This window comes from Bradyrhizobium canariense (assembly GCF_900105125.1).
GTDB lineage: Bacteria > Pseudomonadota > Alphaproteobacteria > Rhizobiales > Xanthobacteraceae > Bradyrhizobium > Bradyrhizobium canariense_A.
Genome location: NZ_LT629750.1, coordinates 7,017,407 through 7,038,856, shown reverse-complemented (window position 1 = coordinate 7,038,856; position 21,450 = coordinate 7,017,407). Strand labels below are relative to the sequence as shown.

General features: G+C 59.8%; 16 protein-coding genes. 5 read left to right on the top strand and 11 right to left on the bottom strand.

The window, feature by feature from the left end:
- Positions 1-36: 36 nt before the first annotated feature.
- On the bottom strand, positions 37-753 hold the full coding sequence (locus BLV09_RS33220) for a TetR/AcrR family transcriptional regulator (protein ID WP_146690421.1): 717 nt from the start codon (positions 751-753) through the stop codon (positions 37-39).
- A 90-nt stretch (positions 754-843) separates the two neighbouring features.
- On the opposite strand from BLV09_RS33220, the gene BLV09_RS33215 reads away from it, so the two are divergent.
- The 5 genes from BLV09_RS33215 (at position 844) to BLV09_RS33195 (ending at position 8,568) form a co-directional block, all read left to right on the top strand.
- Positions 844-1,986, top strand: a complete 1,143-nt coding sequence (locus BLV09_RS33215) for an FAD-dependent monooxygenase (RefSeq protein WP_146690420.1) — start codon at positions 844-846, stop codon at positions 1,984-1,986.
- A 629-nt stretch (positions 1,987-2,615) separates the two neighbouring features.
- Entirely contained in the window at positions 2,616-3,899 is a 1,284-nt protein-coding gene (locus BLV09_RS33210; protein WP_100386409.1) for a cystathionine gamma-synthase family protein, read from the top strand.
- Between the two features lie 314 nt (positions 3,900-4,213).
- Entirely contained in the window at positions 4,214-5,428 is a 1,215-nt protein-coding gene (locus BLV09_RS33205; RefSeq protein ID WP_146690419.1) for an FAD-dependent monooxygenase, read from the top strand.
- A gap of 282 nt (positions 5,429-5,710) precedes the next feature.
- Positions 5,711-6,637 carry a Bug family tripartite tricarboxylate transporter substrate binding protein gene (locus BLV09_RS33200; protein WP_146690418.1) on the top strand — a complete coding sequence of 309 codons (927 nt, stop codon included), beginning with the start codon at positions 5,711-5,713 and terminating at the stop codon, positions 6,635-6,637.
- Positions 6,638-7,077: 440 nt separating this feature from the next.
- Positions 7,078-8,568 carry an ATP-binding protein gene (locus BLV09_RS33195; protein WP_146690417.1) on the top strand — a complete coding sequence of 497 codons (1,491 nt, stop codon included), beginning with the start codon at positions 7,078-7,080 and terminating at the stop codon, positions 8,566-8,568.
- A gap of 195 nt (positions 8,569-8,763) precedes the next feature.
- Here BLV09_RS33195 and BLV09_RS33190 read toward each other — a convergent pair whose 3' ends face one another.
- From BLV09_RS33190 to BLV09_RS33145, 10 genes are all read right to left on the bottom strand, one after another.
- Positions 8,764-10,068, bottom strand: a complete 1,305-nt coding sequence (locus BLV09_RS33190; RefSeq protein ID WP_146690416.1) for an NAD(P)/FAD-dependent oxidoreductase — start codon at positions 10,066-10,068, stop codon at positions 8,764-8,766.
- A gap of 3 nt (positions 10,069-10,071) precedes the next feature.
- The gene (locus tag BLV09_RS33185) at positions 10,072-10,881 is read right to left on the bottom strand and encodes a GntR family transcriptional regulator (protein WP_146690415.1); all 810 of its coding nucleotides are present in this window, start codon (positions 10,879-10,881) and stop codon (positions 10,072-10,074) included.
- 7 nt (positions 10,882-10,888) lie between these two features.
- Positions 10,889-11,869 carry a Bug family tripartite tricarboxylate transporter substrate binding protein gene (locus tag BLV09_RS33180; protein ID WP_100386405.1) on the bottom strand — a complete coding sequence of 327 codons (981 nt, stop codon included), beginning with the start codon at positions 11,867-11,869 and terminating at the stop codon, positions 10,889-10,891.
- Positions 11,869-15,657 (bottom strand): hydantoinase B/oxoprolinase family protein, encoded by a 3,789-nt coding sequence (locus BLV09_RS33175; RefSeq protein ID WP_146690414.1) that lies wholly within the window; start codon positions 15,655-15,657, stop codon positions 11,869-11,871. The genes BLV09_RS33180 and BLV09_RS33175 overlap by 1 nt, the downstream gene beginning before the upstream one ends.
- 556 nt (positions 15,658-16,213) lie before the next feature.
- Positions 16,214-16,951 (bottom strand): MBL fold metallo-hydrolase, encoded by a 738-nt coding sequence (locus tag BLV09_RS33170; protein ID WP_146690413.1) that lies wholly within the window; start codon positions 16,949-16,951, stop codon positions 16,214-16,216.
- Between the two features lie 142 nt (positions 16,952-17,093).
- Complete coding sequence (locus tag BLV09_RS33165; protein WP_146690412.1) at positions 17,094-17,486, bottom strand: DUF962 domain-containing protein; 393 nt, start codon at positions 17,484-17,486, stop codon at positions 17,094-17,096.
- A gap of 45 nt (positions 17,487-17,531) precedes the next feature.
- On the bottom strand, positions 17,532-18,257 hold the full coding sequence (locus BLV09_RS33160) for an ABC transporter permease subunit (RefSeq protein ID WP_167558964.1): 726 nt from the start codon (positions 18,255-18,257) through the stop codon (positions 17,532-17,534).
- Between the two features lie 130 nt (positions 18,258-18,387).
- The gene (locus BLV09_RS33155; RefSeq protein WP_146690410.1) at positions 18,388-19,386 is read right to left on the bottom strand and encodes an ABC transporter ATP-binding protein; all 999 of its coding nucleotides are present in this window, start codon (positions 19,384-19,386) and stop codon (positions 18,388-18,390) included.
- Positions 19,386-20,153, bottom strand: a complete 768-nt coding sequence (locus BLV09_RS33150; RefSeq protein ID WP_146690409.1) for an ABC transporter permease subunit — start codon at positions 20,151-20,153, stop codon at positions 19,386-19,388. The genes BLV09_RS33155 and BLV09_RS33150 overlap by 1 nt, the downstream gene beginning before the upstream one ends.
- 58 nt (positions 20,154-20,211) lie before the next feature.
- On the bottom strand, positions 20,212-21,267 hold the full coding sequence (locus tag BLV09_RS33145; protein WP_146690408.1) for an extracellular solute-binding protein: 1,056 nt from the start codon (positions 21,265-21,267) through the stop codon (positions 20,212-20,214).
- Positions 21,268-21,450: the final 183 nt, after the last annotated feature.

Sequence of the window (21,450 nt, the reverse complement as noted above, 5' to 3'; positions counted from 1 at the left end):
CAACCTTCCGTCTGTTCGATCCCCACGATGGTGATTTCAAGTATGCGGCTGGCGAGATCTGGCGGTACCGCGCACGCGTTTTGATTGAAAGCGCGTTTGCGCAGCGGCCTGAAGTGAGGCTTGGGCGTAGGGCGTGCCCACCATGGCGGCTTCGAGGCCACTGGTTCCCCGGTCAATCAGTGCGAGAAAGACGGATTTCGCCTTCTCGGCATCCTGGCTCTCTCGATAGGCGCGATGCGCTCGGATGAAAGCCACCGTCCAAGTTGCGAGAAGCAGATTGGCCGCCAAATGGGCGTCCGGATCGGTCGGTTCTCTCTCTACGCTTTCGGCGAGCGCCACCATCACGAATTGTGCGAGTTCGTCGCGTATCGCCCTGGCCCGCGCAATGAGAGTAGCGCTTTTCTCAATCGTTTCGACGAAGCCCTGACTTTCGGGCGAGAAGCTTATGTAAAGGGGGTCTTCCGAAGCGGCCCGATGAGCGAGCAATCGTAGCGCTTCGATAGGGGCGACACTTTTATCGCGCTGCCGCAAAGCATCACGAAGCGTCTCGCGACCTTCCTCGTCCCGATCGAAGAACATGTCTTCCTTGCGGGGAAAATGATTGAACACCGTCATCCGGCCGACGTCGGCGACCTCCGCGATCTCGTCTACCGTGACGTTATCGAAACCGCGTTCAATGAAGAGCCGCGTAGCAGCGTCGGAGATGCCCTGTCGCGTGGCGAGGCGCTTACGAATTCGGCGATCAGGCGGCATTGACAAGTTCTCCAAAACGCCATTTATTGTACTAAGTACATAAACGTATTTGATCTATGTATTGTATACATACATGATTGGACGGAATATATGCAAAAGCAAGTCAGCGGTGCTGCGGCGGAAACCGCGCCAAACAAAAACGTGCTCATTTCCGGGGCAAGTTTCGCAGGACTGGCGACCGCATACTGGATGAACAAACTCGGCTACAAAGTAACGGTTGTTGAGGTTTCGAAAGACCTCAAGAAAGGCGGGACACCAGTTAACATCGGCGATGATGTCGCAGATATCGTGAAGCGCATGGGCCTGTTCGAGCAGATTCAAGCAAACCGCTTGAAGATGGAAGGCGTAGAACTGAAAAACGCCGATGATGCCACGGAAGGATCGCTGCAATTTCCGCCCGGTACCCCATCCTCCGAAATCGACTGGGAGATAGAGCGGGATACGCTTCTGGATCTTATGTTCGGTGCCGTAAAGGACGACGTGGAGTTCGTTTTCAAAAACAGTATCGAAGCGTTAGACCAAACGGAAAACGATGTCAGAGTTACCTTCAAAGACGGTTCGGAACGCTCATTTTCTTTGATATTCGGCTGCGACGGGGTTCATTCGCGTGTTCGGAAACTGCAGTTTGGAGACGAAAATGAATACTTGCATTTCCTTGGGCAATATTTCTCCATAACGATCGTCAACGAGTTGTTGATCAAGGAACATACCACGCAGATGTATAGCGAACCGGGCAAGTTCGTGATGCTGAATGCTTATAATAACAAGACGGACATCGTTCTTTGCTTCTCTTCCGAAAACGAGATTCTTTACGACTATCGGGACGAGGCGCAGCAGCGAAAAATTATTTCTGAACAGTTTGCCGGCCAAGGCTGGAAGACGCCGGAGCTATTGGAAAAAGTGGAGAATTCGACGTCATTCTACTTCGACAAAGTCTGCCAGATAAAAATGCCCTCATGGACGAAAGGCAGAGTGGCCCTTGTCGGCGATGCCGCCTACTGCGCCTCTCCGGCTGCGGGCATGGGCGGGTCGTTGGCGATAATCGGCGCTACCGCATTAGCGGATGCGTTTCAAAAACACCGTGGGAATGTGGAACTGGCGTTCAAGGAATACAACGAAAGTTTCCATCCATATATTGAAACGGTGCAAGCGAACGCTGCAAACAATTTGGACGTACTCATTCCGAAACCTAAAGATGGCGTTCGTGAAGGAAACGCGCGCCCGGAAGCCTAGTAACATGTCTCGGCCATTCCGCGGGACTCGTGGAATGTTCGCATCGGAGGCGAGCTTGCTCTCCGATCTCAAAAACGGCGGACTTCCGGCTGCTCCGAATTGCTGCTTGGCAAACCGAACGAATTCAGTGCTTCCGAGTATCTGGCGATTTACGGAAAGAATGCGTTCGGTCTCGGCGCGTCTATCTGGTCCTCCGGCAAAAACTCAATGTGCTTCGCCGGCGAACGCCGAAGCGACCGCACCTCAACAACGCGGATCGTTTTCTATTTGTTTGGCTCTATCGCCGGTTTCCATCCGTCCTTGAGGCGATTGCGATCGTCAGGCCGGAGACCATCATTCGCTGGCACCGTGCCGGGTTTTGGGCGTATTGGCGCCCGCGATCCCGCAACCGTGTTGGCAGACCGAAGGTTTCGGCCGAGCTGCGCACGCTCATTGGCGAGATGAGTGCGAAATCCGGGGATCGGCTCGGGCGCAGTGAAATCACTTCTGGATTCTGCTACTTTGAGCCTGGCAACTTTGACTGGAGGGAGCCGCTGGGTGCTCTGATGCCCAACGCTATTGACTGTCTCGCCATTGCGGAAGACTCCCAACGCAGGGCGACATTCCGAACTCAGACAGCGAGACAGGCCATGGTGAAACCGTTTCCGTCGAAGACCTACATCGGCAATCACATGCTGCATCCCGAAACGCTGATGCTGAACTACGGCTACGATCCGCAACTGTCGGAAGGGGCCGTCAAACCACCGGTCTTCCTGACCTCGACCTTCGTCTTCAAGACCGCCGAAGACGGACAGGACTTCTTCGATTTCGTCTCGGGTCGGCGCGAACCTCCCGAGGGGATGGGCGCGGGCCTGGTTTATTCGCGGTTCAATCACCCCAATAGCGAGATCGTCGAGGACCGGCTCTCTATCTACGAGCGCACCGAGAATTGCGCGCTGTTCTCGTCAGGCATGGCGGCGATTGCGACCACGATCCTCGCATTCGCCCGCCCGGGCGACGTCATTCTGCACTCTCAACCGCTCTATGGCGGGACGGAAACTCTGTTTGCGAGAACGCTTGCGGGCCTCTCCATCAGCGCCGTGGGCTTTGCCGACGGCATCGACGAAACCATAGTCAGGTTGGCGGCGGAGGACGCCATGCGCAAAGGCCGGGTCGCGATGATTTTTATCGAAACGCCGGCAAATCCCACCAACGGCCTGGTCGATATCGCGATGGTCCGCCGCGTCGCAGAAATGATCGGCCTGGCCCAGGGGCACACGCCAATCGTCGCGTGCGACAATACGTTGCTCGGGCCGCTGTTTCAGCGGCCGATCGAACACGGCGCGGATCTTTCGTTGTACTCGCTGACCAAATATGTCGGCGGACATTCCGACCTGATCGCGGGCGCTGCGCTCGGCTCGAAAGCCGTTATGAAAGATGTCAAAGCGTTGCGAGGCGCCATCGGCACCCAACTGGACCCTCATTCCTGCTGGATGATCAGCCGCTCGCTCGAAACGCTGAGCATCCGCATGGAAAAAGCCGATAGGAACGCACGGCTCGTAGCGGATTATCTGCACGACCACGCCAAGGTGGCGAAAGTCCATTACCTTGCTCACTTCGAACAGGCCTCCCCCACTGGCCGTGTATTCGCGAGACAATGCACCGGTGCAGGCTCCACATTCTCGTTCGACATTGTTGGCGGCCAAGCCGCCGCGTTCAAATTCTTGAATGCGCTCCAAATCATCAAGCTGGCGGTGAGCCTGGGCGGCACTGAATCGCTTGCCAGCCTGCCCGCCAGCATGACCCACTCCGGCGTTCCGGCTGACATTCGCCAAAAAATAGGCATTCACGACTCCACGATCCGGCTGTCGATCGGCATCGAACACCCGTCTGATCTGATCGCGGACATCGCGCAGGCTTTGAACGAGGCATAGTTGCACTCCTTGCGTAAGAGCCACCGCAAGAAGCGACAACGCGTGGCACCGATCTGTCCCTACACACCCAAGCCAAACTCAGCGCGATAGCAACGCAGCTCAATGAAAGGCCTCGAGAGACCTAGCACTATCAAACCCCAGCAGACAAGCTCGTGGAATTTGCAGCGATCAGTTGAACCCGCCACGCAAACCGGACATTGACCCATTGCGATGCCGGTGTGCGTGCGGAGCCGCCTGACCTATGCTGGTCTTGCGGGAAAGCTTGAAAACCGCGAGTATTTACGACAGTTGGGGTTCTTCCGCGGGCCCCCGGTTTGAGGTCAACGATCGTGGCTAGCAAAAACAAGGTTCTTATTGTGGGCGGAGGCATCGGCGGAATTACCGCGCTGCTGGCGCTCCGTCAGCGCGGCATCGCCGCCGAGCTATTCGAGCAGGCCGCCGCCTTCGGTCAGGTGGGCGCCGGCCTTCAGGTCAGCGGCAACGCAACGCGGATTCTGCGGGAGCTTGGCCTCGGTGGTACGCTTGCTCGCGTCGCGTATTACCCGGAGGGACGTGACTACCGCGCCTGGGACAACGGTGATCGTCTCTACTACACGCCGCTCGGCGAGCGGGCGGAAGAACGTTTCGGTGCGCCGTACTACACCGCGCACCGGGCCGACTTGCTTGATGTCCTGCTTGGCGGCCTTGAGAAAGGAAGTTTCCATCTCGGTTCCCGTATCGAGCGCTTCGATCAAGATAACGATGGCGTCACCATTTCGTTGGCAGATGGAAGCACCGCGACCGGCGACATCCTTATCGGCGCCGACGGAATTCATTCCACGGTGCGCGGACAAATGTTCGGTAAGGAATTGCCACGATACACCGGCAACGTTGCCTGGCGCGGGCTGGTGCCGGCCGAGCGCGTCGCACACCTTGATGTTGCTAAGGTCGCTGGCGTATGGATGGGACCGAACCGTAGCATCGTCCAATATTACATCGCGGCGGGAAAGACCTTTAATTGGATCGGCATCAGCCGATCGAAACAGCCGGCACGGGAATCCTGGCTGGCTGAGGGGCGTGTTGAGGACGCGCTGGCCGAATATGCCGGCTGGCACGACACAATTCGCACCATCATCGCGGCGACGCCGCGCGTGCTCCGCCAGGCACTATATGATCGCGAGCCGCTGCCCGATTGGCGGATCGGGCGGGTGGTCTTGCTGGGCGACGCGGCCCATCCGATGATGCCATTCTACGCGCAGGGCGCAGCGCAGAGCATCGAAGACGCGTACGTTCTGGCTGGCTGTCTCGCCGCATCGCCGGACGAACCGGTCGCAGCCCTCGAACGTTACGTGAAACTTCGCCAGCCGCGCACCGCCTGGATGCAAGGGCTTGCCCGCCGCGAAGAACAACTCTACCAGACGAGCGACGCCTCCGAGATCGCGGCGCGCAACATGAGTATGCGCGAGAACCGGATTCCAGAATCAGCAACCTTCCCCCCGGAACAGGAGCGGCTCTACGGTTATGACGCCGAGGCGGTCTTACGGGAATAGGTGAATTTGCGATGTAAAGTATTCGTCTCGCACTATGGGACGATGCAATAAGCGTGATCAAGAGTGCTCACAGTCACGGGGCAACAGCAGACATTAGGCTTCGGACCTTGATGGATTAATCCGAGATAGTGCTATTTACTGTTTAAACGGGAAATAGCGATGTGCTCAAACGTTGTTGATGCCACAAGGCAAGTAGAGGACGTCCGGCGGTCAAAAGATACATTTCGGGCCGACCGGAGGTCAATTCTGTCCCACTGCGCGGCCACAATCCTAGCGGTCACAATGCCGTCTAATGCTGGCGCGAACTCCGACTACCCCGACCGGCCGATTCAGATCTATGTGCCATTTGCCGCTGGCAGCGCCAGCGACGTTATAACACGCATCCTGCTTGGCCGGATGGCTACATCTCTCGGCCAAAACTTCGTGGTTGAAAATCGTCCTGGCGCGGGAGGGAATACCGGTACGGCAGCAGCCGCGCACGCTGCGCCGGACGGTTATACGCTGGTGATGAGTACTTCCGGGCCGCTGGCTGCAAACAAAGCTCTGTTCAAGGAGCTCGGTTACGATCCACAAAAAGACTTCGCACCAATCTGTTTGTTCGCCACTCTTCCTAATATCGTCGTTATTAACGCGAAACTTCCGCCCAAAACGCTCATCGACCTAATCAATTATGCGAAGGAACACCCTAAGCAGCTCAATTACGGTTCAGTTGGCGTGGGCTCTTCACAACATCTAGCCGGCGCCTATTTCGAACAACTCACTGGAACACAACTTGTCCACGTTCCTTACAGGAATATTGCAAGCTATACGCCCGACTTCATCTCCGGCCAAGTTCCCGTCGGATTTCAACTCCTGCCAAACGTTTTAGGTCTAATAAAGAGCGGTGATGCGCGTGCTCTTGCGGTGGCCGGCAACGAACGCATGACGGCATTGCCTGATGTGCCGACGGCTGCCGAGGCCGGCCTGCAAGGCTACGAGAGCTGTGCGTGGCTTGCGTTGCTTGCGCCCGCCAACATAGACAAGGCTCTCGTCGATAAGTTGTACGCCGCAGCCCAGGATGCCACGAGAGATCCAAAGGTGCGCGCGCTCTTCGCCGAGCAAGGCGCTAAACCGACGGACCTCGGGCCGGAAGACCTCAAACAATTTATGGCGTCGGAGATTTCAAAATGGTCCGAGGTTATTGGAAAAATGGGAATTTCGCCGATGTAGTTACAACTGCCAAAGAAGAGTAGGAGGTGCAATGCCTGCTACTGTACTTTTCGGACCTCAACGCTGCGTCGATGTCCCGCTTTGTGCCAGAAGGAGCCGCTCGACGACTGATAAGCTTTGTGTGAAAACCTTATCACTATGCAGCTGACTTGATTTTGATAGAAAGCTATCGTTCCAAGAACTGATAAGCTTTGTGTAACTTCCTTATCAGTCGCCAAACTGCAGGGAGCCTTCGCGCGAACCCGTTGGACGCGGCGGAGCGACACGCAGCCCCCTTGCTGAACTCCGGCAGCTCCGGGCTTGTCACGCCTATTCAGGTCAGTGTCTGAACCGCTGGCGTTCGCATGGCACGCGGAATATGGGGCTATCAGACATCGGCGCTCGACGCGCTGCGTTCAGATTGATAAGCCCCTGTCTGCAGGGAGACTTTGAGTCGAGGCATGACCGTTGCGATCGAGATGGGACACACAACGACGGCCGCCACGGCGACTCTGGACCTGGAGGAACTACTAGCTACCCGTCTGCTGGTGCAGGGCAATTCCGGCTCCGGCAAATCGCATCTGCTGCGACGATTACTGGAACAGAGTGCTCCCTGGGTGCAGCAGACCGTCATCGACCCCGAAGGCGACTTCATAGCGCTTGCCGACCGTTTCGGCCACCTCGTGATCAACGCCGAGGACCATACTGAGCGGGGCCTGCAGGCTGCCGGGGAGCGTGCGCGCATCCATCGCGTCTCCACGGTGCTCAATCTCGAGGAGCTCGACGCCGAGAACCAAATGCGGCGCGCCGCTGCCTTTCTCGGCGGGCTTTTCGAGGCTGCACGTGACCACTGGTACCCGATGCTCGTGGTGGTCGATGAGGCACAGCTGTTCGCGCCAGCCGTCGCCGGGGAGGTTTCCGATGAGGCCCGTAAACTCTCTCTCGGCGCCATGACGAATCTGATGTGCCGAGGCCGCAAACGCGGGCTTGCGGGGGTCATCGCAACCCAGCGATTGGCCAAGCTTGCTAAGAACGTTGCGGCCGAGGCTTCCAATTTCCTCATGGGCCGCACCTTCCTGGATATCGACATGGCGCGCGCCGCCGACCTTCTCGGCATGGAGCGGCGACAGGCAGAAGCCTTCCGCGATCTGGAACGAGGGCAATTTATGGCGCTGGGCCCAGCGCTCTCTCGCCGCCCTCTAGAGCTCCGCATCGGTCCAACGGATACCCAGCCACGCAATGTAACCCCGCGACTGATGCCGCTACCGAGTGCGACACTGGAGGACGCACGCGCCACTATTCTCGCCGCCCCGCCGCCCGAAAATATCCGGCCACCGCGCCGATCGCCGGCGCCTGACGTCCTCGAGCAGCTTATGTTGGCGAAGTCTGTAGCGCTGGAGGTTCGCCCCGAAGTGGTGGAGCAGCCACTTAGCGCTGAGGAACTGGCCGAGCGGCGTGAGCGCGTGGACCGTATTCTGCGCGCCGTCATGGCCGAACCCGACGCGAGTTTCCGTGTCATCGGCGTACTCTATCAGGAGTTCGTCGTCCGCTGCCGAATCGAGGGTCTTGGTCTGGCCGTGCCGGACCTAGGTGACTTCCGTCGTATGCTGATACACGCGCGCGCCGGCCTCGACTGCGATATGACAAAGGATGACGCGTGGCAGGATGTCTCGGTCCGCGCCGCGATTCTGCCCGAGGACATGCAGGGTGTCTTCATGATGGTCGCCCGCGCAGCGAAGGAAGGTTGGCCCTGCCCGAGCGATGCCGCGATTGCCCGCGCCTATGGCTCGCACTCATTGCGCCGTGCGCGACGCCTGCTGACATACATCGAGGAGCAGGGCCTTATCGTCTGCCAGCTTGACGGTACTGGCCGGCGGATCGTGACGCTTGTCGAGTTGGCCTGGGCGACGGCACCCGGCGATCCCAATGCCGAGGTAGTACCGGCGGAGTGAGCCTCAACGTTCGCCAAAACACCGCTTTCGTAGGGATGGGCGCCACCGCCGCACCCACCCAAAGCATCGATGTGCGATACTCCGTATTCGCCAGCGGCTCCATGTGCGGGCCGTCTTCTTGGGCAGGGGCTTCCGCCCGCGACTAGTTCTAAATTCGGCCAGTTACGACAACCCAATGCGTTCGCAACCTCGCGTTCAAATTCCCAACGTGTCCCGCACTTTATAGTATGTCATAATGACTTTCTTTGCTGGCACACGAAACGCATGAAACGGAATTGACGTAAGTGGATCTGTGAGCGGACCGAGTTCGCTCCCCCGCCCTACACTAAGATCGGCAACCATGTAACCAAACAAAGTCGCCAAAGCGACGCCACGACCGTTGTAGCCCATCGCATAGAAGACGTTATCGGCTAATCGTCCCACCCGTGGTAACCCGTCGAGCGTAACGGCGACACGTCCGGACCAGCGAAAGTCGATGCCGCAGTCCGCGAGCGCGGGATAGATCTGCGCCATCTCGCGCGTAAGCCGGCGGTAGATCCGGTTGGATTCCTTGTGTGACGCACCACCTCGCCCGCCAAAGATCATGCGGCCGTCGTCAGAGATCCGAAAATAGTTGGTCAATCTCTTGGCGTCAGTCACGACGTTACCGTGTGGCAGGATCGCCGCGCGCGCCGACTCGCCGAGCGGCGCGGTTGCGATCAACGACGAGGTGATCGGCACAACACGGCACTTGAGGTCGGAGCCCGCGCGCGTCAGGTCTGTGTAGGCATTAGTCGTCAGCAACAGCCTGCGGGCACGCACCGTCGCGCTCGGCGTCCGCACGGCGACCGACGCACCCTCGCGGGACCAGGACAGCACCGGCGTGCCGACGTGAATGCGACCGCCTCGCCGCGCGACCGCTGCGGCAAGCTGGCGACTGAATCGAAGCGGATGGATCGCGCCGCCACGCGGCTCGAAGTAGGCCCCGGTATAGAAAGGCGTTCCGGTGCGCGCCTCGGTCTCGATGCGGTCGAGCAGCCGCGGCACCGCGTCGCCGGCCTGTTTTTCAAGCCAGACCGCGTCCGCGGCGAAACGATTGGCATCATGCGCGTGCACAAATGGCGTGAGGTGCCCGCAACGTGCAAAGCCGCAATCCATGCCCTCATCGCGCACGAGCGTTTCGATCAGATCGACGGCGCGGTGTGCGGCGCAATGCATGTCAAGCGCGGTCCGCACGCCGTAGTCCTTTGCGAGCGCCGGAAAGGTGTGCTTGAAGCGCGGCACTACCATGCCGCCGTTGCGTCCGCTCGCGCCCCAGCCGACGTCGCTCGACTCCAATACCGTGCAATCGATTCCCATCGATCTCAGACGATAGGCAGCCGAAAGCCCGGTGAATCCAGCTCCGACGATCAGCGTGTCGGTTTCACGATCTGCGGTGAGTTCGTCGAAGCCGTGACCGGGGCCTCGCGTTGCCGCCCAATAGGACGCAGGATGCTCGGCGCGCGGAACAGGCGCTGGCACGACCTAACGCCAATCCATGCGAGAGGCCTGCGCGTAGTCATCCGCGGTCGCGTGGATTTCTGCGCCCTCCGTGCTCGCCGCCATCCGCAGTTGGCCCGCGCGACGGATGTGCGCATGAGCGGCCGCTGCAGCAGCTGTTGGGTTTCGCGCCGCGATCGCCTCGAGGATCGCACCATGCTCTGCAGCAACCTCGTGTCCTCGCCGGGGCAATGAGTAGGTGGAAAATCCGAGAAGGCTGACTGAATCGTCGATTATACGCGACGCGCGTATAAGGAAGCGATTGTGCGTCGCGACGTGGATCGCGAGATGGAAGCGCTTGTTCAGGCGGCCGAGATTACGCGCGGTGTCTTCCGGATTCCACAGCGAATGTATCTGCCGCAACGCGTCGATCTCAAGGTTAGTCGCGTTCTGCGCCGCGGTTGCAGCTGCAACGCCTTCGATCATCTCCCATGCATGGTAGAGTTCCACGATCTCGCCCGGCGTCAGTGACGTGACGACGAGACCGCGGCCCGTTACCGACGAGGCGAGGCCATGGGCTTCTAGCAACCTCAGTGCTTCCCTGACCGGGGTCCGGCTAACGTTCAACTGTGCCGCAATGTCGCGTTCGACGAGCCGATATCCCGGCTTGATCGAGCCCTCGCGGATGGCCTCGCGTATTTCCTCGTATACACGGTCAACGAGCGCAAACGACTCCTCCCGCGGCGCCAGACGGCTCGTGGATCCCGGCCGCGGCGGCGCCGACGAACGCCGTGGCTTCTCACGGACGCGGGACAACTTTGATCCGGCCATTCTGGTTCTGCCTGCGAGGTGCAAGAGTCAATTAATTCGCAACGGAGATTTTTGCATCTTTGGCAAGTCGGCGCCACTTTTCATTTTCGCGAAGGATGTACGCCGCAAAACCGTCGGGATTTACGCTGACGGGATCCGCACCCAGGTCAACGAGTATCTTCTTGACCTCCGGCTGTGCCATGATCTTGGCCACTTCCACATAAATCTTCTGGACAATGACCGCGGGCGTTCCGGCCGGAGCCGCGAGCCCCTGCCAAACCGTGAAATCGAACCCCGGAATGCTCGCTGCGACGGTTGGCAGATCCGGCGCTGCGGCGGTCGGCATCAGACCGGTCACCGCCAGCGCCTTCAGATCTCCGGCGCGAACATGCGGGAGCGCCGAAGGGATCGAATCAAAGAACAGCTGCACGCGATCGCCCATCAGATCGATGATCGCCGGCGCCGAGCCCTTATAAGTGACATGAACCATCCGCGTTCCCGTCGCCTGCATGAAGAGCTCGGCGGCAAGGTGCGCAGAACTGCCGACACCGAACGACGCGAAGTTTAGCTGACCGGGCTTCTGCTTTGCGAGCGCGACGAACTCCGCGACCGTGCTCGCCGGCAAGGATTTCGGCACCACCATGATGGCGGGCGCTGTCGTGACCTGGATGATCGGCGCAAAGTCCTTGACCGGATCGTACGGGGTGGTCGTCACCACGCTGGGACCCATCGCATGGGTGCTCGCCGTCACAAGGACCAGCGTGTAGCCGTCGGGTGGCGACTTCGCCACAAAGTCCGTTCCGATCATGCCGGACGCGCCGGCCCTGTTCTCGACGATGACCGGTTGGCCGAGTTGTGCGGTCAGCCGGTCGCTGATGAGACGCGCCACGATGTCGGCGACACCGCCCGGCGCCCAAGGTACGACAATCCGGATCGTGCGGTTCGGAAAGGCGTCGGCGCGCGCTTGGCTTCCGATCAGCACAAGCGTGGCCCCACCCAGCAGGGAGCGGCGGGTCAGTCCGAGGGCGGACATCACGCGACCTCTTTCTTCGTCGCCGCATCCCGCTCCGCGGAATAGCTGTAAGCTTGCTCCGCATGCCCCGCCGAAATGTATCCGAACGCGAGATCGCGACGGACAAGCTCACGATCGCGCTCACTTGGATCGCCGAGACCGCCGCCACCGGGAATCTGACAAATGATCGACCCGCCGGGGGGCACCGTGGTATCACCGCCCGCACCTGCACGGGCGCCCGCGATTAGCATGACCCCTTTCGGCGTCTCGCGGCCGTCAAGCAGACCCGGAACCGGAAAATCATAACGACCGCCCCGGAAGCCAATGAGGATCGGTCCATCTGGTCCAAGCTCGCTGTCCGGGACGAGGAGTTCGAAAATCTGTCCAAGACCGCCGCGCGTACGTCCCGGCCCTGCCGAGTCTTGCCAAAGCTCGCGACGCACGACGATGAGCGGCAGATCAGTCTCTAAGATTTCGACCGGCGTGTTGCCGATGTTTACTGGGAATGTGAGGCAGGACACGCCGTCCTTGTCGTGTCGCGCGCCGAGGCCGCCGCTCGCCGCGTTCAACGTCGCGAATGACGACCCGTCGCGGCGCTTGCCGAAGATGTACTGCGCCCACAATGGCGTGCCGCCGCAGCCGGCGATGACGCGCTCTGGCATCACTGGCGCAAGAGTCGTAAAAATCATCTCCGGCACGAAGTTTCCGATCGTCGTGCGCGCGAACACGGGGGCCGGGAACTGGGCATTCAGGATCGTGCCGGGCTCCGCCCGCACCGTGATCGGCGCGAGTGTGCCATGATTGGTCGGGATCGGCAGGTTAAGGAGCGCGATGACGGCAAATACCGAATAGGCGGCCGTGTATGTCAGCGTGCAGTTGATCGCGGAAACGACCTGCGGCGACGAGCCGCTGAAGTCGACGACAATTTCCTCACCCTCGACCGTCACCTGCGCGCGGACGCGCAACTCCTGGCCGCCGATAATGCCGATCGGCGCCTCGTGCGTGTACACGCCGTCCTTGATGGACGCGATTTCCGCGCGCGTGATCTTCTCGGAACGAATAATGATCTCGTCGGCGAGGATCTGCAGATCCGGCCAGCCGCGCTGAGCACAGATCTCCACGAGCCGCTCGCAACCCACATGGTTGGCCGCGAATTGCGCGCGCAGATCACCGATCACGGTGTCTGACATGCGGACGTTCGAAGCAATAAAGGCAAACACGTCCTCATTCGGCTCGCCGCCCTTAAATATCTTGCATACCGGAATACGCAGACCTTCCTCATAATTGTCGCGGCTCTCGGTCGTTGCGCGGCGCCCGCCAATATCGACATGATGGGCTGCTGACACCGCAAATCCGGCGACCTTCTCGCCACGAAATGCGGGCGTTGCAACGAAGATGTCGACGTGATGTCCGCTCCCGTGCCAGGGATCGTTGCCGATCAGCACATCGCCCGGCTTCAGCTTTTCGCACGGATAGCGCTCCAGCATGTGCCGCAGCATCGGGCCAAGACCGCCGGCGATCCCCGGCGTGCTATCGCTCGACTGCACGAGCAAGCGCCCTCGTCCGTCGAACACCGCGCAGGCGTAGTCCTTAACGTCGCGCACAACCGTCGAGAACGAGGTGCGCACCAGAGCTGCCGCAAGCTCGTCAACCGACGATGCGAGCTTGCGCCACAGCATCTCGAGCGACACCGCATCGAGGCTCTCGCTTGCGCGGCTGGCGGACGCTTCGGGAATCGCCCGCGCGGCCAACGAGACGACGAGCGTGCCGGACGCATCGACCGTCAGCGTGCTGTCGGAATTGATGATCGTCGTCGACTCCGCCTCCTCGACGATCGCAGGACCCGCGATCTCGACGCCTCTCCTAAGCGCGCTGCGCCGCAACACCTTGTGGGAGACGAAATCACCGATGACCGGGCAGTAGGCCTCGCGCGCGCTTTCGGCAGCCTCGGCGGCTTCACCCGCTGGTGTCTCTGCCTGCTCCACAAACTGGCGCCCCGGCGCGATCGCCCGGACTCGGAGATTCATGATCTCAAGTTCAAGCGCATCGAATACACGCCCGTAGAGTTTCTGATAAACTGTATTGAAGGCTTTGCGTACGTTCGTTGCGGAGAGATCATCCGTATTCTCGGTCGGTACCGAAACGTCGTAGCCCTGTCCGAGATAGCGGACGTCAAGCGAACGCTCGAATTTGATGACGGCAGACGGCGTGCTCGCCGGCATGCCCCGTTGTGCTTCGGCCTCCAGCTCGTTGAAAACATCGGCAAGTTGCGTCGGCGACGTCTTCGACAGCCAGACGCGATGCGTGCGCACAGTATCGAACGTCATTGGCGCCACCAGCATGCCAAAAGCGGATGCGACGCCAGCGCGGGGCGGTATCAGAACCGTGCGAGCGCCGATTCTGCGCGCGAGGTCGCTGGCGTGAACTGGCCCTGCTCCGCCAAACGCGACGATCGCGCAGGATGATGGATCCTCGCCCTTCTCGGCGACATACACCTTCGCGGCACTAGCCATATTCTCGTTGACGACGCTGTGAACGCCCCAAGCAGCCTGCGCCGCAGTGATGTCTAGAGGTCTGGCTAGATGTGTCTCGATCGCACGACGTGCCGCAGACGAATTTAGCTTCATCTGTGCGCCGAGGAAGTAATCCGCATTAAGGTAACCGAGAATGAGGTCGGCGTCGGAGACGGTCGGCCGATCGCCACCAAGTCCATAGCAGGCCGGGCCAGGTTCGGCGCCCGAGCTTTCCGGGCCGACCTCAAGTGTTCCCTTCGCGCTGATTTGCGCAAGGCTACCGCCACCGGCGCCAATCTCCATTAAGTCGACGACAGGAATGCGGACCGGCAATCCACTACCGCGCTTAAATCGTCGAACCCGGCCGACTTCAAGCTCATGTACACGCGCTACGCGCCCGTCCTTCACAAGGCACATTTTCGCAGTCGTACCGCCCATATCGAATGCCAGCACCGTGTTCTGACCCGAAAGCGAGGCATAGTGTGCAGCCGCGATCGCACCCGCTGCTGGGCCCGACTCGATGATCTGCACGGGAAAATTGCGCGCGTGCTCGGCCGAATTAATGCCGCCGCTTGACTGCATGAGCAGCAAGTCGCCGGTAAACTTCAGGCGCTCCAAGCGCTTCTCCAGCATGGCGAGATAGCGCGAGACAACCGGTTTCGCGTACGCATTCACCGTGGCCGTGGTCGCTCGCTCATATTCCTTCAGCTCACGCATAACCTGATGCGACAGCGTCACCGGCACCGACGGCGCGACCTTCGCAAGAATCTCGCCGATGCGCTTCTCGTGCGCCGGATTGGCGAACGAATTGATCAGGCAAACCGCGATTGACTTCGCACCCTTCGCAAGCAGCGCTTCCGCGGCTTCGGTCACAGAGCGCTCGTCCAACTGCTTCAGAATGACGCCCGACGCGTGAGTGCGCTCGTCTACCTCAAGACGCAGGGGGCGTGGCACCAACGGTTCGGGCAGGTCGAGTTGGAGGTCATTTCCGTCGTAGCGCTTTTCGGTCGCGATCTCGATTACATCGCGGAATCCACGCGTGGTGATTAGCCCCGTCACCGCACCTTTGCGCTCCAGAACCGCATTAATGACGAGAGTCGTGCCGTGGACCAACAGTGAAGCCCGCGCGACACAACCCTTGATGCGATCGTCAAAGACCTGCAGGCCGCGCTCGATCGCAAGCGAGGGATCGGTGGGAGTGGTCAAGACCTTCTCTATCTCGATCTTTCCTGTCGTCTCATCGATCATCACGAGATCGGTAAAGGTGCCGCCAATGTCGGATCCAAGGCAAATCATATTGGTACTCCATGGTATACCAAAGCATACAGCCTGGAAAACTTGAGGCGCAAGGCCGAATTTTGAGCAAATCGCGCCAAAATGTTTCGCTTTTGCTGCGATGTCGTTGAAGAGCCATAAAAGTCGCTTTTGAACCGACCCGGGTGCCGCCGCCGTTTAGAGAAGTCACGATTACACCCGGACGCCGTCCATCGGATGTTATGGAGATCGAGGGGTTTGTTTCCGCTTCGCAGATCCATTGTTATGGAATACAGGTTTGGGCTTCGGCCCCAAACCAGGTGCTCCAGGAGGTCTCCGAATCCGAGCGGGAGTTCGAAGCTCTCCGAGCGCGTCACTTCGGTCCAAAACTGCGAACGCCTAGCACCGCGCTGGGCAACCACGCGTAGATGATCGCTGGTGCGGTGAGTGCCATCATCATTTCGGAGCCCGCGCCGGGCCGTCCGAGCGAAATCTTGCAGACTCTCGGCGTGATCGCCGCCCCAATTCGCTCGATGCCGGAGCCACGGAGCGCTTTTGGCAGTGCGGCAGCAGCTAAAACTCTAGCTGCATTTTGCGCTCAGATCCCGACCACCATGCCGTCGTATGCGCAGATTTCAGCAATTAGGTCGGCTTTTCCGATCATCTCCGGACTTAGGTGAGTCAACACAATCCGTCTGGCTTCAAGTTCGTGCCAATGCTCCTTCAGGGTTGGATAGTTGAGGTGAAACTTGACCGGCTTTTCATAAAAATAGCACTCGGCGATCAACAGATCCGCGCCTCTCGCCATCGTTGGCATGTAGGACGTCCACTCGCCGTCGCCTGTGTAAGCTATTACTTTTCCGTCCACCGCAACTCGTACTGAAGTTGGATTCGTCTCAGGTGTATGAATAGCAGGAAAGGTTGTGACATTTATTGGGCCAAGGCTTCGTTCGCTTCCCGTCGCGATCTCAACGAACTCGATGTCAAATTTCGGAATCATTCGCTCCATTCCTGGAAAGAGAGCGTCTCGCATCGCGAAGATTCCCGCCTGGATGCCTTTTGGCCCAGCTATGGTAAGCGGTGCTGTTCGTTTAGCCCCAAGCATCGCATCCATCAGGAGAAAGGGAATGCCTCCACAATGATCTCCGTGAATGTGTGTACAGATTATTGTGCTGATGGAATTGTGATCAATTCCCTGGGCTTTCAACGCGATCAGCGATGAGGCCCCAAAGTCAATTGCGAAGCGGCAACTCGGCACATCTACCAGGATGCAGGTATTGAACCGCCCGCCAGAACCGAAAGCGTCTCCACAACCGACAAATCTCACGTGTGACATTGAATTTCCTCTTTTGCATCATGCATACGAACGATGGGCCAATCATTAGTCCCAGAAAAATTCTGCGGGCCCTGCGGCTTCCATCTGGTGCATTCAAGAAAGATATTGAGGCTCATCACTGTGAGGTCGACGACTTCGCAACTCAACGATCATCCATCCTTCTAGCCGGCGTATCACGCTCAGCCGGGCGATCGAGGTCCGCGGACGTCATTGGTGAATTGTCCAACCTTGCGATCTCCGCACTGAGACCACCTGTGAGCCAGAGCAGCAACATCCTGACGTCGCTTACAAACGACCAGGATGGGTACCGCCAACTTGCGGGCCGGTTCCCTTCGATGAAAAAATGCGCAAACCATGCCGGAATGTAAAACGTCAGCACCGCCAAAAGCAGCGGCCACCCGCTCCGGGTAATGGCTGCGACAATGATGAGAGCGAGGAAACCGCTCGTCCCAATGAAGTGGACATTACGCGTCGCGGCACTGCGATGCTGGCTAAGGTAGAAAGGCCAGAACTGGGCATAGGTTTCGATGGGCATGTTTGCAGCTCCTCCGGTCATAAATGAGTTAAATGATCACGGCAGTCATGACTGTGCCTTCGTGCCTTTCCGGCGCGCCTGCGCCGGATGGCGGCTGGAGGCGAGCAGTAGCTCCAACGCAATCAGCGCCGGGAGCAGAACCACGGTGAAAACAACCGCAGTGCCCGCGGACAACCGCTGGTCCAGGTTCGTGAAGGTGTCCACGAGGACGACGCCGATCGGACGATACCGTGCCGATCCCAGGAATAAACTGCTGCCGCTCTCTGAAAAGGAGATGACGAAGGCCGTCGCCGCTCCGGTCGCTACGGCGCGCCAGACATTTGGCAACGCGACAAGCACGAAACGCTGCGTCGGAGAAGCTCCGAGCGTACGTCCGGCCCGATCCAGCATATCCGTATCGAACATGATTAGCGCGGAAGCTATGGGCCAGATCGCAAACGGCAGTGCTTGCAGAACGTGTGCTGTAAGCAAAATCACCCAGCCGCCCTGAAGGCTTGGATACGCCAGGATCAAACCCATCCCGAGCATGAGAGATGGCACGACGGCTGGAAGTGCACCCAGATCGCGAGCAGCTCGCACAAACCATCCCGAGCGCCCTTGCGTCGCATAAGCAAGCGGCGCTGCGACGGCGGTTGCGATTACTGCGGTGGCGGTAGCCAGTAACAGGCTGAACGCGATTGATTCCCGCACGATCCCAAAGGCCTCAATCACGCCTTGCAGGGTAGCCCCTCGCAGGCCGCGGCTGTCCCAGGTAACCGTGAAAGCGCCCACGAACAGGAAGCCAAGCGGAGCGACGAGTAACGCAGGCGGAAGCCAAACCAACAGGGGCTCCAACAGGCGCCACGCGATCTCTGTGCCGCGCCGCGAGCCCGCTTGCCTGCCGCGCACCGGCGCGATCGTCTCAGAACGCATCGCTGCGTTCCCGAACAACGTCCAGCATGTCTCCGGCGTCGCAGCCTTTTGTTCGCATCCTGAGCCGGATAAGTGAACCTGGTGTAGCCTCATGCCATTTGTCCACGTCTGACACGATGGCGCGCCCCTCGCTGTCGCGACCTAATAGCCGCCGTCGATCTCCCAGGAACTGCACGCGCTCAACCCGCATCGTCACGTCCGCGGCTTGGTCATGACCGACCGGCTGGAAATCCTCCGGGCGAACCATCCGCAGGACACCGGTCCGATCCGGAAGATAGTTCGCCGGGCCAACAAATCTCGCAACCTCTTCGGTGGCGGGTTGGAGATAGACTTCCTGCGGCGATCCGTTTTGCGCGATCCGGCCTTCGAGAAGCACGATGATCCGGTCCGCTAGCACGAACGCGTCCTCTTGATCATGAGTAACCAGCACCACCGGGACCGGCAAAGGTTCCAGAAGACTCCGCAACTCCTCCCGAATACGTCTTCGCAGGGCCGGATCGAGCGCAGACAGCGGCTCATCGAGGAGCAGCACGTCGGGCTCCGCTACCAATGCCCGGGCCAGCGCGACGCGCTGCCGCTGTCCTCCCGAGAGCGTCACGACGGATTGCTCGGCCAAGGCCGCTATTTCAACCATCTTGAGCGCGTCACGGGCGCGGGCCCGGCGTTCGCTGCGGCCTATCCCTCGTACCCGAAGCGGAAATTCTACATTGCCGGCCACGCTCAAATGCGGAAAAAGAGCGTGGTTTTGAAACACGTAACCGACTTGACGCGTCTCGGCCGGTTCATTTGTCACGTCCCGCTTGCCAAAGATCACTGTCCCCGAGGACGGCGCGACGAGGCCGGCAACGATGTTTAGGAGCGTCGTTTTACCCGACCCTGACGGACCCAGGAGCGCCGTGACCGCCCCGGACTTGAACAAAAGGTTCGTCTTTCCGAGCAGCGGAGTGATACCGAAGCGCTTTGTGACGTCCTCAAGCCGTACGTCCATTAGTAAACGCCTCCACTTGCGAGACGGCGCATCGCCCCGGCGGTCGCAAACGCGGCGACCGCAAGCGACACAGCCATCGCGCAGGCTGTACCGAAATTGGCAAAGCCGACAAATTCCTTGAAAACCAGCATGCCGAAGATAGGAAAGCTGCGGGTGACCAAGAGGGCCACGCCGAACGAGGCGATCGAGATCAGAAAAGTCGAGACGGTGGCGTTGACAATGGCGCCACCAAGAAGGGGGACTGCAACAAGCAATGCCGTTTGTGCCGGACGCGCACCCAAGGTGCGCGACGCGCGCAGAAGATCAGGATCCAGCTTCTCGACGGCCTGCGCCAGAAGCAGAGCGCAGCGCGGGATCTGGAATCCAGCATAGGCCACGACCAGGCCCGCGGTGGTGTATACAAAGCCGCGGGTCACCTCGGTGCCGAAAAGTTCATATTCCGCGATCGGCACCAGCCCAACATTGCCAATCAACGCTACGGCGAGCATCCCGTAGACCACGCCGCCGAACGCGTAGTTGGCTTGACAGAACCCCCGGAGCAGCACGGCGCCTGAACCGCCCCGCCCGATCCGCCATGCGGCCGGCAGTCCAAGCAGCGCGGCGCCCACTGATGTGAAGAGGCAAAAAGCCAATGTCTGCAGGAGCGCGTTGCGAAAGTATCCGGCGCCGAGCACGTCTCGGTAATTCGCGAGCGTCGGTGCACCCAACTCGTCCGTAAAACTAATTCGCACGACCTCTCCGAGAGGCACGAGAAGCGTCAGCGCCATCGCCAGGATGAAGACGATCAGCAGGAATCGGGGCACGCGCAACGCTCCTCGCAAGGTGTCACGACCTCAACTTGAAACGTTCCAGCACGGCGTCGATGTCGCCGTCGCGAGTAACGATCTCGGTGAACGCACGTTTCAGGTCCGTGACGACGAGCGCCTCGTGATCGAGATCGAGCGACACGAGGCGCTCGGCGCGTGGCAACTGATCGGCGACGGTCTTCGGCATCGCCTCGGTGACGACGGGGCGGAAAAAACTGGCACCAATAATCTCTTGCGCTTCGGTGCCAAGTAGCCAGTCGAAAAAACGCTGGGTCCGCTCAACGTCGGGCGCGCCTTTGGCCATAGACATGCCAAGCTCGACTGCGACCACGCCTTGGGCTGGCGCGACGGCGACAACCGGCGCGCCCTGAACTTTGGAAAGAATCGTGTTTCCTTCTGCGTCGATGAGCACACCCACGTCACCGCTGGCAAGGCGTGGCGCCATCGTCTCTGCGCGAAACTGACCTCCATTCGCGGCAAACGCTTTTAGCCAGCGCATGCCAGGCGTGAAGTCCGCTTTCGTGCCGCCAACGATAAAGTTGATTCCGTAGAGAAACGTCGACGCGGTGCCCGAATAGGTCGGCTCCATGATCGAGCAAAGGCCCTTGTATTCGGGCTTGAGCAAGTCATCCCAGGTTTGCGGTACGCCTAGGCCGCGCTTGCCGAGCACGTCGGTATTGGCTCCGATCACGATGTTAGCCGAGCTGATTGCCCACCAATGTCCGTCGGGGTCCTTGCGGCCCACCGGAATGGCATCAAAACCGCGGGGCTTATACGGCATTGTCACGCCGCTGCGCTTTGCCTCGATCGCTATGTCGAGCGACCAGAAGGCGCCGTTCGTCTGCGGCCGCGCAGCCTCTATCTTCATGGCTGCCAGCGCGGTACTCGACCCGGCCTTCAGGTCGAGCGTCGGAGAGACCCCGGCCGTCTTTTCATATGCTGCAGCGAGCGCGCCCCAATTCATATATTTGGTCGGCAGTTCGTAGAAGATAAGTGTTTCTGCCGATCGGGATGGACGCACCATGCTCATCGAGAGCGCCGCGGCCCCAGCGCCCAAGAACGTTCTACGATCCATCTTCGACTCCTTTGTGGAGCAGCCGGCGTGCGCGAGGGCGCAGCGACTGCGCAGATTTAAAGTACAGGGCGGGTTGCTGGAGGCTGATTTTGCGGCGCCACGCTTTTGATCGTGTCGCCCGAATGCCGCTTCCCCGAAACACCAACCTGTCTACACAGGTGGTATCGAATTCGTATGACGGCC

Excerpts from the sequence above, each read along its gene's own strand:
- BLV09_RS33220 (WP_146690421.1), bottom strand. The coding sequence starts at position 753 with ATGCCGCCTGATCGCCGAATTCGTAAGCGCCTCGCCACGCGACAGGGC.
- BLV09_RS33215 (WP_146690420.1), top strand. The coding sequence starts at position 844 with ATGCAAAAGCAAGTCAGCGGTGCTGCGGCGGAAACCGCGCCAAACAAA.
- BLV09_RS33210 (WP_100386409.1), top strand. The coding sequence starts at position 2,616 with ATGGTGAAACCGTTTCCGTCGAAGACCTACATCGGCAATCACATGCTG.
- BLV09_RS33200 (WP_146690418.1), top strand. The coding sequence starts at position 5,711 with ATGCCGTCTAATGCTGGCGCGAACTCCGACTACCCCGACCGGCCGATT.
- BLV09_RS33195 (WP_146690417.1), top strand. The coding sequence starts at position 7,078 with ATGACCGTTGCGATCGAGATGGGACACACAACGACGGCCGCCACGGCG.
- BLV09_RS33180 (WP_100386405.1), bottom strand. The coding sequence starts at position 11,869 with ATGTCCGCCCTCGGACTGACCCGCCGCTCCCTGCTGGGTGGGGCCACG.
- BLV09_RS33175 (WP_146690414.1), bottom strand. The coding sequence starts at position 15,657 with ATGATTTGCCTTGGATCCGACATTGGCGGCACCTTTACCGATCTCGTG.
- BLV09_RS33170 (WP_146690413.1), bottom strand. The coding sequence starts at position 16,951 with ATGTCACACGTGAGATTTGTCGGTTGTGGAGACGCTTTCGGTTCTGGC.
- BLV09_RS33165 (WP_146690412.1), bottom strand. The coding sequence starts at position 17,486 with ATGCCCATCGAAACCTATGCCCAGTTCTGGCCTTTCTACCTTAGCCAG.
- BLV09_RS33155 (WP_146690410.1), bottom strand. The coding sequence starts at position 19,386 with ATGGACGTACGGCTTGAGGACGTCACAAAGCGCTTCGGTATCACTCCG.
- BLV09_RS33150 (WP_146690409.1), bottom strand. The coding sequence starts at position 20,153 with ATGGCGCTGACGCTTCTCGTGCCTCTCGGAGAGGTCGTGCGAATTAGT.
- BLV09_RS33145 (WP_146690408.1), bottom strand. The coding sequence starts at position 21,267 with ATGGATCGTAGAACGTTCTTGGGCGCTGGGGCCGCGGCGCTCTCGATG.